This window comes from Jeotgalicoccus sp. ATCC 8456, from assembly GCF_016313225.1.
Classification (GTDB): Bacteria; Bacillota; Bacilli; order Staphylococcales; family Salinicoccaceae; genus Jeotgalicoccus; species Jeotgalicoccus marinus.
Map to the genome: position 1 here is coordinate 1,190,339 of NZ_CP066224.1, position 15,566 is coordinate 1,205,904.

18 protein-coding genes and 1 riboswitch are annotated in these 15,566 nt (G+C 36.7%); of the genes, 5 read left to right on the top strand and 13 right to left on the bottom strand.

Annotated features, from left to right (window positions below):
• Positions 1 to 10 precede the first annotated feature (10 nt).
• From JEM45_RS06085 to JEM45_RS06100, 4 genes are all read left to right on the top strand, one after another.
• Entirely contained in the window at positions 11 to 727 is a 717-nt protein-coding gene (locus tag JEM45_RS06085) for a metal ABC transporter ATP-binding protein (protein WP_198687108.1), read from the top strand.
• Between the two features lie 6 nt (positions 728 to 733).
• The gene (locus tag JEM45_RS06090) at positions 734 to 1,609 is read left to right on the top strand and encodes a metal ABC transporter permease (protein ID WP_198687109.1); all 876 of its coding nucleotides are present in this window, start codon (positions 734 to 736) and stop codon (positions 1,607 to 1,609) included.
• A complete protein-coding gene (locus tag JEM45_RS06095) occupies positions 1,606 to 2,454 on the top strand; it encodes a metal ABC transporter permease (RefSeq protein WP_198687110.1) in 849 nt (282 codons plus the stop codon). The genes JEM45_RS06090 and JEM45_RS06095 overlap by 4 nt, the downstream gene beginning before the upstream one ends.
• 62 nt (positions 2,455 to 2,516) lie before the next feature.
• Positions 2,517 to 3,176: a metal-dependent transcriptional regulator gene (locus tag JEM45_RS06100; protein WP_026865741.1), complete on the top strand. Its 660-nt coding sequence runs from the start codon at positions 2,517 to 2,519 to the stop codon at positions 3,174 to 3,176.
• Positions 3,177 to 3,251: 75 nt separating this feature from the next.
• On the opposite strand, the gene JEM45_RS06105 is transcribed toward JEM45_RS06100, so the two are convergent.
• From JEM45_RS06105 to JEM45_RS06125, 5 genes are all read right to left on the bottom strand, one after another.
• The gene (locus tag JEM45_RS06105; RefSeq protein WP_026865742.1) at positions 3,252 to 3,707 is read right to left on the bottom strand and encodes a Dps family protein; all 456 of its coding nucleotides are present in this window, start codon (positions 3,705 to 3,707) and stop codon (positions 3,252 to 3,254) included.
• Between the two features lie 214 nt (positions 3,708 to 3,921).
• Complete coding sequence (locus JEM45_RS06110; protein WP_198687111.1) at positions 3,922 to 4,701, bottom strand: Cof-type HAD-IIB family hydrolase; 780 nt, start codon at positions 4,699 to 4,701, stop codon at positions 3,922 to 3,924.
• A gap of 17 nt (positions 4,702 to 4,718) precedes the next feature.
• On the bottom strand, positions 4,719 to 5,129 hold the full coding sequence (locus JEM45_RS06115; RefSeq protein WP_166627119.1) for a hypothetical protein: 411 nt from the start codon (positions 5,127 to 5,129) through the stop codon (positions 4,719 to 4,721).
• A gap of 8 nt (positions 5,130 to 5,137) precedes the next feature.
• Entirely contained in the window at positions 5,138 to 5,731 is a 594-nt protein-coding gene (locus JEM45_RS10920; protein ID WP_235678831.1) for a ribonuclease H1 domain-containing protein, read from the bottom strand.
• Positions 5,732 to 5,790: 59 nt separating this feature from the next.
• On the bottom strand, positions 5,791 to 6,876 hold the full coding sequence (locus JEM45_RS06125) for a 5-methyltetrahydropteroyltriglutamate--homocysteine S-methyltransferase (RefSeq protein WP_198687112.1): 1,086 nt from the start codon (positions 6,874 to 6,876) through the stop codon (positions 5,791 to 5,793).
• Between the two features lie 91 nt (positions 6,877 to 6,967).
• Positions 6,968 to 7,073: riboswitch (SAM riboswitch) on the bottom strand.
• Between the two features lie 158 nt (positions 7,074 to 7,231).
• Between JEM45_RS06125 and JEM45_RS06130 the strand changes: the two genes are divergently transcribed.
• Entirely contained in the window at positions 7,232 to 8,407 is a 1,176-nt protein-coding gene (locus JEM45_RS06130; protein WP_198687113.1) for an MFS transporter, read from the top strand.
• Between the two features lie 162 nt (positions 8,408 to 8,569).
• On the opposite strand, the gene JEM45_RS06135 is transcribed toward JEM45_RS06130, so the two are convergent.
• From JEM45_RS06135 to JEM45_RS06170, 8 genes are all read right to left on the bottom strand, one after another.
• Positions 8,570 to 9,526, bottom strand: coding sequence for an MsnO8 family LLM class oxidoreductase (locus JEM45_RS06135; protein WP_166627123.1), 957 nt, complete (start codon positions 9,524 to 9,526; stop codon positions 8,570 to 8,572).
• A 1-nt stretch (position 9,527) separates the two neighbouring features.
• Complete coding sequence (locus JEM45_RS06140) at positions 9,528 to 9,809, bottom strand: DUF3219 family protein (protein ID WP_026865749.1); 282 nt, start codon at positions 9,807 to 9,809, stop codon at positions 9,528 to 9,530.
• Between the two features lie 88 nt (positions 9,810 to 9,897).
• A complete protein-coding gene (locus JEM45_RS06145; RefSeq protein ID WP_026865750.1) occupies positions 9,898 to 10,392 on the bottom strand; it encodes a hypothetical protein in 495 nt (164 codons plus the stop codon).
• Between the two features lie 61 nt (positions 10,393 to 10,453).
• Positions 10,454 to 11,611, bottom strand: a complete 1,158-nt coding sequence (locus tag JEM45_RS06150; protein WP_198687114.1) for a metal ABC transporter solute-binding protein, Zn/Mn family — start codon at positions 11,609 to 11,611, stop codon at positions 10,454 to 10,456.
• Positions 11,612 to 11,623: 12 nt separating this feature from the next.
• Entirely contained in the window at positions 11,624 to 12,574 is a 951-nt protein-coding gene (locus tag JEM45_RS06155) for a ZinT family metal-binding protein (RefSeq protein ID WP_198687115.1), read from the bottom strand.
• A 154-nt stretch (positions 12,575 to 12,728) separates the two neighbouring features.
• Complete coding sequence (locus tag JEM45_RS06160) at positions 12,729 to 13,100, bottom strand: DUF1801 domain-containing protein (RefSeq protein ID WP_198687116.1); 372 nt, start codon at positions 13,098 to 13,100, stop codon at positions 12,729 to 12,731.
• Positions 13,101 to 14,036 (bottom strand): CorA family divalent cation transporter, encoded by a 936-nt coding sequence (locus JEM45_RS06165; protein ID WP_198687117.1) that lies wholly within the window; start codon positions 14,034 to 14,036, stop codon positions 13,101 to 13,103.
• Between the two features lie 84 nt (positions 14,037 to 14,120).
• Positions 14,121 to 15,515 (bottom strand): NCS1 family transporter, encoded by a 1,395-nt coding sequence (locus JEM45_RS06170; protein WP_026865755.1) that lies wholly within the window; start codon positions 15,513 to 15,515, stop codon positions 14,121 to 14,123.
• Positions 15,516 to 15,566 lie beyond the last annotated feature (51 nt).

Here is a 15,566-nt window from a genome sequence, read left to right on the forward strand (position 1 = left end):
GAGGATAACTATGTCACATTCAATAATTAACGTAAATGATTTAACTGTAGCCTATAACAATAAGGCTGCAGTCCGTCATTTAAATATAGATGTTAAAGCAGGGAGTTTAACTGCGGTTGTCGGTCCAAATGGTGCGGGTAAATCAACATTAATGAAGACAATCATGAAGTTAATCAAACCCACATCAGGGACGACATCAGTTATGGATGACACTAGTAAAAAAGCACTTAAAAATATTGCCTATGTGCCTCAAAAAGGCGACGTTAACTGGGATTTCCCTGCTACTGTCTTAGACGTCGTCACAATGGGACGCTATGTTCATAAAGGTTGGTTTAAAAGACCAAATAACGAGGATAAAAGAATCGCTCTAGAAGCACTGAAAACAATTAAGATGACAGAATATAAAGACCGTCAAATCTCTGAGTTATCAGGCGGTCAACGTCAGCGCGTCTTTTTAGCACGTGCTATTGCACATGATGCGAGTATTTACCTTATGGATGAGCCGCTTCAAGGTATTGACATTACAACCGAAAAGTTAATTATCGACACCATGAAAAATTTACAAAAACAAGGTAAGACTTTTTTAGTTGTACATCACAATTTAAATACTGTGCCTGAATATTTTGATTATGTCATTATATTAAACAAAACAGTCATTGCAAGCGGCCCGGTAAAAGAAGTCTGGTCAGAAGACAATATTAATGCCGCTTATTATGAAATGATGTGATAAGTAATGGATATTTTAACGTCTTATTCATTTATAATTGTCGCTCTCGGCACGGTCATTTTAGCAATCGCTTCAGGCGTAGTGGGTACTGTAAGCGTCTTAAAGGGACAAAGTTTAATTGGTGATGCAATCGGTCATGCAACTTTTCCAGGTGTTGTCATTGCCTTTATGATTTTTGGCATGATGGAAACCTCAGTCCTCGTGATTGGTGCAGTCATATTTGGAGTTCTTGCCTTTTGGTTTATAAACAAAATCACTTCAGAGTCAAAGACTTCCTTAGACAGTGCCCTTGCCTTAATTCTGTCTAGTTTTTTCGGTTTAGGCATGGTCTTAAAAAGTTACGTTCAAGGCAATTCAAATTTTTCAGGTACCCAAGGGATTGATGACTTTATATTTGGTCAGGCTGCCTATATGTTGAAATCTGATGTCTATATCATCATTGCTGCTGCACTGATCAATCTGCTGATATTTATTATTTCCTATCATCAATTAAGAATCTATATTTTTGATGAAACATACAGCCGTACAATCGGCATTAATAAAAACTTAATGAATGCACTGGTCTTACTCATGACAATTGTCTTAATTTCAGTTGGACTGAAGGCAGTTGGTGCCATTCTTATGGTAAATATTTTAATCATACCTGCTGTCATAGGCAGTTTATGGTCGAACCGTTTCCTTAATGTGCTCATTATCGCTGGTATTTCAGGGGTCGTTTCAGCCTTTATAGGCACCTATGTTTCAACTGCATTCACAGGCATACCGACTGGTCCAGCGATTATTTTATCACTCAGTATTCTATTTATACTATCTCTAATTGTTGCACCAAAAGGGCTCGGTGCTAAAATTATTCAAAGTAAAAAGCGAGGTGCCAACATATGATAGAAGTATTTGCAGTCCTACTCATCACGGCACTTGCAACGAGTTTACTTGGTGTATTTTTAGTCTTAAAAGGACAGGCGATGACAACCGATGCTATCAGTCATACGATTTTACTTGGTATCGTACTCGCTTTTTTCATCACCAATGATTTACGATCACCCCTACTCATCATCGGAGCAACAGTTATCGGCTTATTAACCGTCTATCTAATAGAGCTAATTTCTAACTCTAAGTTAGTCAAAGCCGATGCTTCAATCGGCATTGTCTTTACAGCTTTATTTGCAATTGCCGTCATTTTAGTGTCGAGATATGCAGATGACGTGCACTTAGATATCGACGTCGTCCTTATGGGGCAAGTCTTATTCGCCCCCTTAAATCGCATCGATATTTTAGGTTTCAGCCTACCCTATGCACTTGTTCAATTATCGATTATTTTACTAATTAATATCATCTTCGTTCTCTTGTGTTACAAAGAATTAAAAGTCACAAGTTTTGATCCAATATTCGCTGCTGTTTCTGGCTTTTCGGCAACATTGATCTACTACATTCTGATGTCACTAGTTTCTATTACAGCAGTAACGGCTTTTGATACTGTTGGTTCAATACTCGTCATTAGTTTCTTTACGGCCCCGGCCATGACTGCTTATTTAGTTTCCAAAAGACTATCTAGAATGATTTGGCTCACACTGATTATTGCGGCATTCAACAGTATAGCCGGCGGCATATTTGGGTATTTCACGGACACTTCTATATCAGGTAGTGTTGCAACGGTTTCATTCATCACATTTATACTAGTGTTTATGATTCAAAAATTCACTTTAAGCCATAGAAAACCAGTAAATTAAATTTGCCTGTTTCATAAAGTTTCTTCATAATTAGACATGAAACTTGTGAATGGAGGGTAACGATGAGCCCAACTAAAGAAGATTATTTAAAAGTGTTATTTGAACTTGGTGCTTGGAAAATACAAGTACCTAATAAAGAGATTGCAGAACGGTTAGGCATTTCACCACCGACTGTCACTGAAATGATGAACAGCCTCGTAAAAGCAGGCTGGGTCACATACATTCCATATAAGGGCAGCATGTTGACCGATGAAGGTGCGAAATATGCAAAGAAGCTCATTCGTAAGCACCGTCTTTGGGAAGTGTTTCTCGTGAAAAATCTTAACTTTGAAAAGGACGAAGTTCATGATGAAGCAGAGCTACTAGAGCATTCAACGAGTGATCTCTTAGCAGACCGCTTAGAAGCGTACTTAGATTATCCAAGTCATTGTCCCCATGGCGGTGCAATCCCCTTAGATTTAATGGAGAAACAAGAGAAAGTGTCGATTCGTCTGTCTGATGTTGAACTTAATCAACCAGTCAACATCGCACGAATGCTTAATGAGGAAAAACTCGTTCATTACTTCCAACGTGCCAATCTAAATGTAGGCGATCAGATTAAAATTTATGAGGTGGATAAAACACTCGATCTCCTATTCATTCACAACATAAGTCGTGATGAAAACGTTGAACTCAGTCAAACCATTGCACAATATCTCTTTGTTGTTATTGAGGAACAATAAAAATGACCGGTGCGTTAGAATTCTAACGCACCGGTCTTCTATATCATTTCATTAGAGCATGTACCCTAATAAACATTACTCACCTAAATAAGATTTAAGCATCCAGTTGTTTTTCTCAACATCTTGAGCAATTGCAATGAACATATCTGCTGTACGATCGTCACCAGCATCTTCTGCTGTTTTAACTGATTGATTTAATTCTGCAGATAATACTTCGAAGTCTTCAGTTAACTGTTTAACCATTTGTTTAGCATCAAGACCATATTCGCCTTCTTCAATGCTAGACTCTTCAAGTGATTCTGTAAGTTTAGCAATTGGCTCTCCACCTAGAGTAAGAATTCTCTCTGCTAAATCGTCTACATATACTGCTGTTGCATCGTATAACTCTTCAAATTTAGCGTGTAGTGAGAAGAAATTAGGTCCTTTAACATACCAGTGGTAGTTGTGTAATTTAGTCCATAATACTGTGTTGTTCGCTAATTGCTTGTTTAATACTTCGATTACTGCTGTTTTTTCTGTAACTTGTGCCATTATAAAATCACCTTTCCCTTATATAATAGTATGAGTTTGCGCAACTATTTATTTAGAATCATTATTATTTATAAACTTATTATAGCAACAATAGAATAATTAATCAAGCTCTATTTAGAATTATTATAAATAAGACTTTAGAAGACTTTTCTATCTCGCTAACAATAATCAATACCCCTACTAAATTAATATAAACATTAAAAAAATGACTGATTTATATTAAACCAGCCATCTTCAAACCTTCTACTAAGCCGTTGTCGTCTACGTGACGGGTTTGATATCGACTTACTCTTTTTGCCTCATCAACAGCATTTCCCATAGCAACACTATTTTTAACTAAGCTAAGCATCTCTACATCATTCGGTCCATCTCCAAATGCATATACCTGTTCTAAGTCGACACCCATTTTCTCTATCAACATTTCTATTCCTTTAGCTTTAGAACCGCCTTTAGGTATGACATCTGTAGCAAATTCATGCCATCTTAAGAAGTAAACATCATCATAATTGTTTTCATACGCTTCTTCTTCGCCATCGGTACAAAACAACAGCGCTTGATGAATATCATTATTATGGTAGTATGCCTGATCTTCTGTCACCTCGAAGTTTAACTTCAATGATCCGATGCCACTTTGAACATGTTTATGTTCTCTCGTGCTCACTCGTAGATCGTTCTCATCACAATATGCAATTGGATGATCATTTTTATGAGCTTGTTTAGTCAGTGCATCAAGTGTTTCATTCGAAATTGGATTTTCATAGATAACCTGACCTTCGTAGACAATATATTGACCATTGTAACTAATGTATGTTTCGATACCTAACATTTCTCTTAACTCTTTAAACATAAACGGACCACGACCTGTCGCAATTGCAACAATATGACCTTGTTCTCTGAGTTGTATTACAGCATTTCTAGCATCTTCAGGCACTTCTTTAGAAGTGTTATATAAAGTTCCGTCGATATCAAAGAATATCAATTTCTTATCTGTCATAAGGCACCTCTTTTGATTTAAATAATATACATATTCGATAAAATAATCACTGCAGCAATCAGTACAAGCCAAATTGCAATCATAAACAGATTCGCCTTATCGTAAAAAGCAGTATACAAGAGAAAATCCGTCATGATATTTAAAAGTAATTGTAAGATGATTACTAAAACTAAAGCACTAAGGCCTAAAGTGATATTTCCCGAGAAATATAAGATGATTGAAGTGATATAAACTAGGGTCATTACAATGAAGAATATTCTTTCTTTTTTCACTAGATTTAACCGCATTATCTTCGCAATCGTTTCTTCTTCATCATTAAAGTATCGTCTTTCATCGAATGAAAAATGAATTCTATCTTGGTCAAAAAATGACGTTGTCGCAAATTTAATTAATAGTCCTGCAACTAAAACAAATAAAAGTATATGCATAATTTCTCCTACTGACTTACAGCTTGTTTAGCGAGTTGGTCTGCAAGATCGTTAAATTCCACACCTGTATGTGCTGCCACCTTATAGAAATGAATATTAATCTTCTTACTATATTCGTGCATCGTTTTAACATAATTTTGAGTGACAGAATTCCTCGCTCTCCACTCTTCATTATACCATTTTTCTAATCCTGCATAATCGTAGTGCACATATATATCACTATAGTCATGTTGAATCGCCCACTCTACTGCATAGAGAATACCTGCTATTTCTGCTGTTACGTTCCAAAGATTGACTTCAGGGTCGACCTCAGTCGGTTCACTCGCTTGGTGAATCACACGATCGTCCACTATAAACACCGCACCAAAGCCTGCCTTTTCACTTCTTTTGTCATAACTACCATCCACATAAGTCACAAGGGCACCTTTAGGAATATCTACTATTTCATTTTTTAAATTATCTATATAATTCTCAGCTTCTTGTCTTGTTTTAAATGATTTGAATTCTGCCCCACTATAACCTTTAACTGCTTTTTGACAGTCCGGCCAATTAGTGAAGATGCCTGTTTGATGTCCTTTACGCACTGCATAATATTTCGCCATAACGATACTCCTTTAAATATATAAAACCACTCATGATTGTACCATGAGTGGCAGTTTCCTTATAATAATTCGTCAGCAAGTGCAATGACGTAACGTAATTTTTCCCACTGTTCTTCCTCAGTTAAAACATTTCCGTGGTGTGTTGAAGAGAATCCACATTGTGGACTCAAACGAATTTGTTCTTTAGGCACATAATTGGTCGCTTCTTCAATACGCGCTTTGATCACTTCTTTATCTTCTAAATCACCACTTTTTGAAGTCAGTAAACCGAGCACAACAGCCGGGCCACCATCAGGAATTTCTTTTAGAGGCTCAAAATCGCCTGAACGATCATCGTCATACTCTAAAAAGAAACCATCAACATTTTCTTTAGCAAATAAGACAGGTGCAATCTTGGCGTATGATCCTTCAAATGCCCAAGTTGAACGGTAGTTTCCTCGACATAAGTGAGTAGTAATTACCATATCTTCTGGTTTCACTTCTAGGGCGCCATTTACAACTCTTAGAGCAAGATCTATAAGTTGTTCGCGGTTATAACCACTCTCTTGATACGGTTCTTCTTCAGTATTTAGTCTTGCAATATAAACATCATCTAACTGTAAGTATCGACAACCGACATCATAGAAGGCCAAGATGGCATCCTGGTAAGCTGCAATAATGTCATCTGTATATTCTTCAATATCCGGATAGATTTCCTTATTACGTACACCATAGTTGAAAAATTGGTTAGGTGAAGGAATCGTTTGTTTTGGAACAGCTCTGTCTCCAACGATTTCCTTAAACAGGATAAACTCTTTCACGTGTGGATGGTTTTTATCGAAAGAAATCTTACCGATGTTTCGGATATTATAGGCTTCTGTCTTCATGCCATTGAATGAGTAACCTTCTTCAGGGATATAGCCTTCAAAGCCACCAACATGTTCCATAAAGTCAGTGTGCCAAAAACGTCGGCGGAACTCGCCATCCGTAACAGCCTTGAGTCCGACTTCAATTTGCTTATCCACAACTTTTTCAATTTCTTCTGTTTCTATTTTAAATAATTCGTCCTTACTGATATTACCTGCTTCAAAGTCTTTTCTTGCTTGATGTATTCTGACAGGACGTAATAAACTTCCGACGTGATCTGCTTTAAATGGTGCTGACATGTAATAACCTCTTTCAATATTGTTTTTAAATAAATAAAATCCCCTTCTATCTTGTTTAAGATTTAAAAGAGGAGTGCTTTACATGTCCATCTTCTCATCTTTAAGTTACAAGAACTTCAAGGAATTAGCACAGTACCCCTAAGGGTCCGCTGCTGAGGTATCGACGGGCCTTTTCCCTCCACCTCTCTGGATAAGAATTTTATTTATTTAATTGAATATTATATTAGCACTAGACATAATATTCTGTCAAATAACTTATAAATCACTAAGTGAAAACACTTTCTTTATATATAATATAGACTTTGTTTTTAATGTGTAATAGTATATCTCTTATGCTTTTAGTAAGGAGGTTAATATGAAGAATCAAGCTTCAAGACAACTTGTCATTACAATTTTTATGATCGGTGCCTTTGCAGTCGGCATGACAGAGTATGTCGTTACCGGTTTATTAACTCAATTTGCTGCAGATTTAAACGTTGAAGTTTCTACAACCGGTTTACTTCTAAGTGTTTATGCACTCAGTGTTGCTGTGTTTGGTCCGGTGATTCGATTATTAACGTTGAGATTGTCTCCGAAATTACTCTTAATAATTTTAATTTCTATATTTATAGTTTCTAATATTGTTGCCGCGACCGCACCAAATTTTGAAGTACTACTATTATCGCGTTTGTTATCCGCTTCTATGCATGCGCCATTCTTCGGTGTCATGATGAGTTTAGCGATGGTAATTTCTCCACCAAATAAGAAAACCGGCGCGGTTGCCCTAGTGAATGGTGGACTCGTCATCGCAGTGATGCTCGGTGTACCATTTGGTTCATACATTGGTGCCTTGTTAGACTGGAGAATCGTCTTTTGGATCATCGTTACCCTCTGCATAATCAACTTACTTGGTCTAATATTATTTACACCAAACTATAAGACAGGTGAAGCACCGAAAATCTCTAGTGAATTGTCAGCATTAAAAGATAAGAATGTCATCATGTTAATGATTACGATTATTTTTGGATACTCAGGTGTATTTACTGCTTATACGTTTTTAGAACCTATGTTAAGAGACATTGCTGGTATGGGAGACTTTGGGGTCACTTTTAGTATGCTAATGTTTGGTACTTTTGCAGTCATTGGTAACTTTTCGTCTGGGCGAATCCAACCCGGAAAACTAACTGGCGCAGTTACTTTGGTTATTCTGTTCTTAGCCATCGTCTTATTCGGTTTAACCTTTATGTTAGAAGTTCCATATCTTGCCTACCTTGCCGCTGGACTATTTGGCTTAGGCACATTCGGAATTTCTCCAATGTTGAATTCTAAGATTATTTTTGCAGCCGTTACCGCACCCGCTTTAGCCGGAACTTTGGCCGCTTCAGTTTTCAACCTTTCAAACTCAATCGGTGCATCACTCGGTTCACTTTTATTGACTAACGGATTTTCATACCGTGAGATTACCTTCATTGCCGGTGGTATGTTAGTATTTGGCGCTTTATGCATGGTCGCCACTCACTTCATAGAAGATAAAAGCCGCTTTGAAAATTAATGTTTTATAATATCTCTATAGCTATCGGCTCTCTGTCGTGGTCACAGCGGGCCGTTATTTACTTTTCGGCTTTCTGTGATCACTACAGCGGGCCACCCGCTATCATCAACATCACAAAAAAAGCGTTGAACTCTATAAGGTTCAACGCTTTTCTTAATTATTTTACATCACTTCAGCAATTCTTTTATAACTATTAACCTTATCAGTAAAATCATGTGTAATCGTCACTATCATTAACTCATCAACACCGTAAGTTCTTTGATATGCCATCAACTTATCCCGCACAAAATCAGCATCTCCTATGATGACATTGTCACGGACCTTATTGAGCTCAGCTACTTCTTCCTCGGTCAATTCAATTGCTGAAACTTCATCAAATGAAGGTATGCCAGAAAATTCTCGCCCAGTTGATTTTAAGGCTTGATTGACTAAATAAGGTCTCGCCATTCTTTCTGCTTCCTCATACGTTCCTCCACAAAAAGCGTTGACCGTAACTATGATTTCCCCTTTATTGCTATCTGCTTTATAGGTCGATAGTACTTCGCCTGTTGACTGACCACTCATAAACTCCCCATAGCAGTAATTCAACTGATTGTCTCTTGCAAAGATCGCACTTTTTTCACTGGTACCGAGCATCCACATTTTGACTTTATGCTGGCTATCTGGCATAACCTTCAAGTTTTCTCTCTTATTCATTAACAATGCTTTTAATTCACTGACTAAGTCTGGCATCTTAAAGACATGCCCAAGATAATTATCACTTAGTGCTTCAGAGGCAACGTTATCTCCGCCCGGGGCACGACCGATACCGACGTCAATCCGATCACCATGAAGTACGAGCAGTGTATTAAAAGTTTCAGCTACTTTTAATGGTTTATAATAAGGCAGCAGTGTTGCACCGCTGCCTAGTCTAATCTCTTTAGTTATCATCCCGATTGCACCGAGCGTTACCTCCGGTGCACTTGAGGATAAACCTTTCATTCCATGGTGTTCTGCTAACCAAAACCGAGTATACCCTAATTGATCAGCAACACTTGCAAGTTTCACAGTATTACCCAGTGCTTCTTCTGCTGTCATGTGTGTTGAAATTGGTGCCTGGTCTAATATACTTATACGCATATTAATCTATGACTTTCAAAGTAATATTATACTCTCCAACATTGTCTTCTTCATACAAGTTGTCTAGAGATGTTGAGAAGTTAACAATCTTCGCTTCGAATTCTTCATTATCATTCCCTGGAATTCTTACACGAAATTGTTCTTGATACAAGTGTTTTGATAAGTAGTGATAATCTTCACTCGCCACATCGAAAACGATGTTTACAGTACCCTCTTCTTTATCTCTAACGAGTTCTTTTACATCTAAAGTTAAGTCATCGAGCATGATTATATCGTACGCCATTCTATTCCATCCTTTCAATACATTAAAAAGAATAATAACATTACAACTATTCTTTTACTATTAAAATGCATACCCTTTTCTTATAAATTTAACCTTCTTTAGTCTTATCTTCAACAGGATAATTATACTGTTTTAAACGAGAAATAAACTGCTCATGATTTAGATGAACATGATTCAATTCTCTAAGTACTTCATCTCCATTTAAAAATTTAATTACAGTGATAACATCGTTCTCTATAGTGATATTTGTAATATCTTCTTTTATCAACACGTTTTCACCACGTCTAAATTTAATAATTATCCCACTTTCTGAGATATGAAGTTGATAATACTTATCTCCTTTGTCTGCCTTGAAGATAAAACCCATGACCAGGGCAACTAATACAATAATCGCTATGATGTAGGCACGATTAAAGGCACTTTCTTCAATGTTATTGAAAGTTCTGTATGACAAATCAAAGATAATGAACAATAAGTATGCACCGAGGACAATCAAGCCAAATAAGGTAAAATTAAAGCCCTTCGGATCATAATTTTTAGGCACATCTTTTCTACTTAAATAAATCACACCGTCATCTTTCATCCTGTCACCTCATTAGAATTCTTTATTTAATATACCCGAATTCAAAGAAGTTAACAGATATTTACTCAGTCACTTTATCTAAAACTTGTAAGTTTTTCTCCATTAGTGAAATGTAGTCCTCATCATTACTTATATTTTCTTCTGTTAATACTTCCATATTGTGAATGTATTCTGGCTCTGCTCCGATTTCATCCTGAACGACTTTAGATATTTTCCCAGAACTATTTTGCTCAAATAGTACATAATTTAAATTGTTTTCCTGGGCCGTCTCACTCAATTCTTTTAGTTGTTGTTGTGAAGGCTCATCACTCATTGAATAACCAGAAACCGCTAATTGTTCCACACCATAACGCGACCAATAACCAAAGGCTGCATGTGGCACGATGATTTTAGCACTTTCTTTATCATCTAAAGTTTCACTAAACTTTTCATCCAGCTCTTCTAGTTCTGATTGAAGGTTGTTAAAATTTTCTTCATAAAGAGCCTCATGTTCTGGATTTAAAGCAATCAGTTCATCTTTAAGAATGTCTCCAACTTCAATCATTTTTAAAGGATCAATCCAGATGTGCGGGTCAAAATTATCATGATTATCAATAATGATATCGGCATAATCTGTATAAATGACTTCACCGTTTTTAAGACCTTCTGCCTTAACAGAAAAGCTTTCTTCACCCGCTTCATGGTCAAATGAATCGCCTTTCATAACCGCTTCAAAGCCGCCCTCTTCAGTGACCGACCACTGAATTTCATCTACTTCATTGTCTGTTACAGTCAATTCAACAACGTCACCAGTGTGGTAGTGGTCGCTTTGACCTTCAATAACTTCCTGATCAGCTTCATCTTCAAATCCTTGATATTCTTCATGATGACCTTCAAATAGATTGTTGTATTGACCAATTTCTACTAATTCCACATCTTGGTTTTCTAAGGCACTTGCAATATTACTAGAAAATGCCTCCATGCCTTCACCGACATAGATTAGACCATCTCCATCAGCATAATGAGTCATTTCCTTTATAGTCGGTTCATAAGAATGACCGTCAGCACCAGGTGGGATAATCGATTCGGTCTCAACTGTCTCTCCACCAATTTCATTGACTAAATACTCTAGAGGATAAACAGTCGTATATATTTTTAACTTATCATTATTGGTTGCTTCACCTTGACTACAGGCACTTAACACCAATACCGTCACTATCAAAACTAAAAACTGCTTCATTGTATATCCTTTCTAGTGTTGTAACATATCTTTTTTAATCTCATCTACTGTTAGATCTTCAGGGTAATACGTTGGCCAGTGATCCATTTCTTCTAGTAAGGCTTCTCTATCATCTCCCCAGTAAAGGTGGTAATGACCAGATTTTTCTGGTGCGATAATGTGGTCAGAGAACTGAATATAATCTGGTGCATCCTCATCTCCATTCACTTGTTCGAAGATAAACCTTACACCTCTATTGCCCGCTTCATATTCTAAAATTTCATAGCCATCATATTCATACTGTCCGGTGATTGTGTCTTCTCCACTGACAAAGGAAATTGTGCCATCTTCTTTAATTTCAATTTCATTCATCGTCGTTTCATAGCCTGTATTGTAATACTCTTTATATTCTTCAGCAGTCTTATCACCGTCTTCTGCTTTATGTTCAAAAACTTCTTCAAGCTCACCTGAAGTTAGATAAGGGTAGACAGATTGCCATGTCCCTGTCCAATCTGAAATGTCACGGTCGGCAATATCTTCGTCTTCAAAGTATCCGTTATAGACATCACTATTGTGATCATCAATATGTATTTCAACCGGCTCACTTTCAGCAATTACGTTATGGTCCTCATCATAAAATGTCGCTTTTATTTTTTGACCGTCTACAGCTTCTATATTAAGTGTATCTTCAAACTCTTCTTCGATTATTACCCACTCTTCATCATCAGACTTCTGATACCAATGCCAGTGACCTTCTGTCTCTTCACCTGTTGTAACTGAAAGCTCGACTTGGTCTCCAGTATGATAGTGATCATTTAAGCCTTCGATTGTTGCCGTTTGAACTGCTTCACTGTGGTCGTGGTCATGATGATCATGATTTTCATGACTGTCCTCACTTGTTTGTTCCTCACTATCTGCATTCTGACAGGCAGCCATCATCGTTAACACTAAACTTGCACCAAACACCCATACATTCTTTTTCATAATCTCTCTCCTTTAAATCGTAATTATTACTATTCGTAATTGTTACGATTTGTATCATAGCATGAAATTTTAAAGAATGTAAACATAGATTTTATATTTAGGCATTAAAAAAAGCGGATTGACTGATGCAATCCGCTTCAAAATACATATTAAGTTATCTCCAAAATGTGTCTAAATCCTTCTTATCCTCAATATTAAAGTCGATAATCTCCTTTAATAAATCGTAATCCACCGCTTGATCATACTTTATTTTGAAGGTCATCTTTTCATGACTATAACCTGCTGCCTTGATTTTATCGCTAAATACTTCTATGCCTTTGGGTTCTGGGTTAATAGAAAAGTGATGTTTTGCCGGCTTGACCCCTATGATGAAACTACCCTCTTTTACATATAGCGGTGTTCTCCACTTTACTTGGCCTTCAAAGTCAGGATAATGATTTTCAATCCAATCGTACACTTTAGTAATCGCTGCTTTTTGCTCATCGTTCAACTTATCTAAACTCTTTTTGAATATTTCCTTTACCATTTACATCCACCTCTTATATTTAAAGAATACGAGCATACCAATACTAATCAACAGCATAATACCTAGGGTAATAAAGTAACCAAACTGTAAGTTCAATTCTGGCATAAATTTAAAGTTCATGCCGTATATCCCTGTAATCAGAGTCAGTGGTAAAAAGATCGCTGAAATAATTGTAAGTACATTAATCACCCGGTTCATCTGGTAAGAATTATATGAGATATAGTTTTCTTTTATCTCGTCAATCATCTCTTCAGAGAAGGTGATAATTAGCTTCTGACGATCAATTTTTGCCTTTATTTTCTTTAATATACGCGCACTATTCTCACTGTTAAATATTTCTTCTTCCTCTGAAAACTTATCGACTAATTCCGACATCGGAACAATTACACGTTTAACACGAAAAACCTTTCGTTTTAAATCAAAAATTGCAGCATTAATTTTAGGGTCCCGTTTATTATCACCATGCCGTTCTTCAAACTCAATCACTTCATCTTCAATATCATGAAGTATTCCAAAGTATTGTTCGACTGCCTGTAGAAGGATATACAGTGCGATATCTACTTCTAAATCTTCGGTCATATTTTTAATAATCTTACCTATATCGATAAAATCCTCAAGTTGACCATTGTGAAATGTAAGTACAATATCTTTCATAACACAAATGTTAATGGCATGAGCTTGAAGTGTTTCCTTATCTATATTGTGACAGATCAACAACTGGTAATCGTCTGTCCTGTAATAAGATGGCCGATATAATTTTGTAATTTCATCTTCTAAGGTAATTGCTGTAAAGTCAAAGTCTCTTAGAAGCTGGTCTTTATCTTCAAAGCTCGAATAATCGTACCAAACGAAAGATGCATCAGCGGGTACGTCTTCTTTTTGTGTGCCATGAACAATTTGATTATCATATGTAATATATTCAATGCTTAGTGTCACTTTGTCACCTCTTTATAATCCTTACCCCAATTTGCCAACATATAATAAAAAAAGACAGCAGATTTAATCTGCTGTCTTCACTCATCACTCTTTTTCAAAGATTGTACCTTTTTTGAACGGTGAGTTTTTAAACATTGTCTTAGATATAATTGGATATGCTATAGCAGCAACAATAAATCCAATCAACCATGCGAGATCAACGAATGAGAAGGCTGCTGCTGCACCAATAATTAATGCGAGTAGAGCTGCATAGTTAAATCCTGAGAAGTAACCGCCTTTTTTGTATAGCTCTTTAATATCGATATGTTGTTTTCTCATCACATAGAATTCAATAATTAAAATTGCAATCATTGGCCCTAAGAATGCTGAGTATACATGAACGAATGTATCTAAACCTTTAGCGTTATCATCTTGTACAAGTAACCAAGGGAATGAACTCATAGCAAGCAGTCCTGTAATCGTTACTGCAATCTTGTAATTTAACTTAGTAAATAACTGAATAACGTAAGTTGGTGTGACGATGTTCGCAACCATGTTTACAGCAATCGCACCAAAGACAATAAATACAGAAATGAATAATTGCATTGCTTCGTTATCGAATAGGGCTGGTAAACCTAGTGCAGGGTTGGCATAGCCTGTCGCACTTGCAAGCATTGCACCAACAACAATAACTGAACCATAAGCAATAATGATCGGAACAAAGTAAAGTAAGCTACGTTTCCCATCTGAGTATCCAACTTTAAGTTCTCTTGAGTAGTCTGCAGCACTTAAGAATATTGCAGCATAGTTACCAAGGAATACCATGACATAGGCGAAGAATTCAACGCCCCATGTACCTTGTGTGTTAATCCATGTGTCTGCAATCGCAGCGCTATGGTCTGTTACGAGTATGTAAAATACGACAATAACAATACCCATAAGTACGATTGAAGCTACTGATTCAACCATCTTAATACTATGGAAGCCTTTCATAGAAAGTAAGATTTGAATCACAAGTAAAATAATAAATGCGACAAATACATTATCAATCGCACCATTAGAGACAATTCTAAATACCTCGTTTAATGCAGTACCACCAATCCATGACTGAATTCCGTACCAAATTACAGCAGGAACAGCACGTAGTAGTGATGAAATTAAAGTCCCTTTTTCACCAAATGACACTTTCAACTGTGAAACATACGAAATACCGTATTTATAACCAGCACGGTCATTTAGTGCAAATAATACTGAAACAATTGCGATAGCAACTAGAGCTGCTGCAATAGTTTGGTAAATATTTAATACTGCCATTCCCGCTACGACAACACTAGCACCTAGTGTCATGTTACCCATGTTGACACCGTCTCCGACCCAAAGTGACATGTAACCTGCTGCACCTAGGGTACGATCTTCTGGTCCATTAGGCTTGAGTGAATCCGTTTGAGCTGCCGCATCTGGATTCTCAAGTCCTTGGACTTCTTTATTTTCTTCTGACATGTTTACACCTCTTCAAAACATATAATTTTCAGTAATAATATCCATAAGCAA

What these genes read in the sequence shown, in the direction of transcription:
- JEM45_RS06085 (WP_198687108.1), top strand. Translation starts at nt 11, where the DNA reads ATGTCACATTCAATAATTAACGTAAATGATTTAACTGTAGCCTATAAC.
- JEM45_RS06090 (WP_198687109.1), top strand. Translation starts at nt 734, where the DNA reads ATGGATATTTTAACGTCTTATTCATTTATAATTGTCGCTCTCGGCACG.
- JEM45_RS06095 (WP_198687110.1), top strand. Translation starts at nt 1,606, where the DNA reads ATGATAGAAGTATTTGCAGTCCTACTCATCACGGCACTTGCAACGAGT.
- JEM45_RS06100 (WP_026865741.1), top strand. Translation starts at nt 2,517, where the DNA reads ATGAGCCCAACTAAAGAAGATTATTTAAAAGTGTTATTTGAACTTGGT.
- JEM45_RS06105 (WP_026865742.1), bottom strand. Translation starts at nt 3,707, where the DNA reads ATGGCACAAGTTACAGAAAAAACAGCAGTAATCGAAGTATTAAACAAG.
- JEM45_RS06110 (WP_198687111.1), bottom strand. Translation starts at nt 4,701, where the DNA reads ATGACAGATAAGAAATTGATATTCTTTGATATCGACGGAACTTTATAT.
- JEM45_RS06115 (WP_166627119.1), bottom strand. Translation starts at nt 5,129, where the DNA reads ATGCATATACTTTTATTTGTTTTAGTTGCAGGACTATTAATTAAATTT.
- JEM45_RS10920 (WP_235678831.1), bottom strand. Translation starts at nt 5,731, where the DNA reads ATGGCGAAATATTATGCAGTGCGTAAAGGACATCAAACAGGCATCTTC.
- JEM45_RS06125 (WP_198687112.1), bottom strand. Translation starts at nt 6,876, where the DNA reads ATGTCAGCACCATTTAAAGCAGATCACGTCGGAAGTTTATTACGTCCT.
- JEM45_RS06130 (WP_198687113.1), top strand. Translation starts at nt 7,232, where the DNA reads ATGAAGAATCAAGCTTCAAGACAACTTGTCATTACAATTTTTATGATC.
- JEM45_RS06135 (WP_166627123.1), bottom strand. Translation starts at nt 9,526, where the DNA reads ATGCGTATAAGTATATTAGACCAGGCACCAATTTCAACACACATGACA.
- JEM45_RS06140 (WP_026865749.1), bottom strand. Translation starts at nt 9,809, where the DNA reads ATGGCGTACGATATAATCATGCTCGATGACTTAACTTTAGATGTAAAA.
- JEM45_RS06145 (WP_026865750.1), bottom strand. Translation starts at nt 10,392, where the DNA reads ATGAAAGATGACGGTGTGATTTATTTAAGTAGAAAAGATGTGCCTAAA.
- JEM45_RS06150 (WP_198687114.1), bottom strand. Translation starts at nt 11,611, where the DNA reads ATGAAGCAGTTTTTAGTTTTGATAGTGACGGTATTGGTGTTAAGTGCC.
- JEM45_RS06155 (WP_198687115.1), bottom strand. Translation starts at nt 12,574, where the DNA reads ATGAAAAAGAATGTATGGGTGTTTGGTGCAAGTTTAGTGTTAACGATG.
- JEM45_RS06160 (WP_198687116.1), bottom strand. Translation starts at nt 13,100, where the DNA reads ATGGTAAAGGAAATATTCAAAAAGAGTTTAGATAAGTTGAACGATGAG.
- JEM45_RS06170 (WP_026865755.1), bottom strand. Translation starts at nt 15,515, where the DNA reads ATGTCAGAAGAAAATAAAGAAGTCCAAGGACTTGAGAATCCAGATGCG.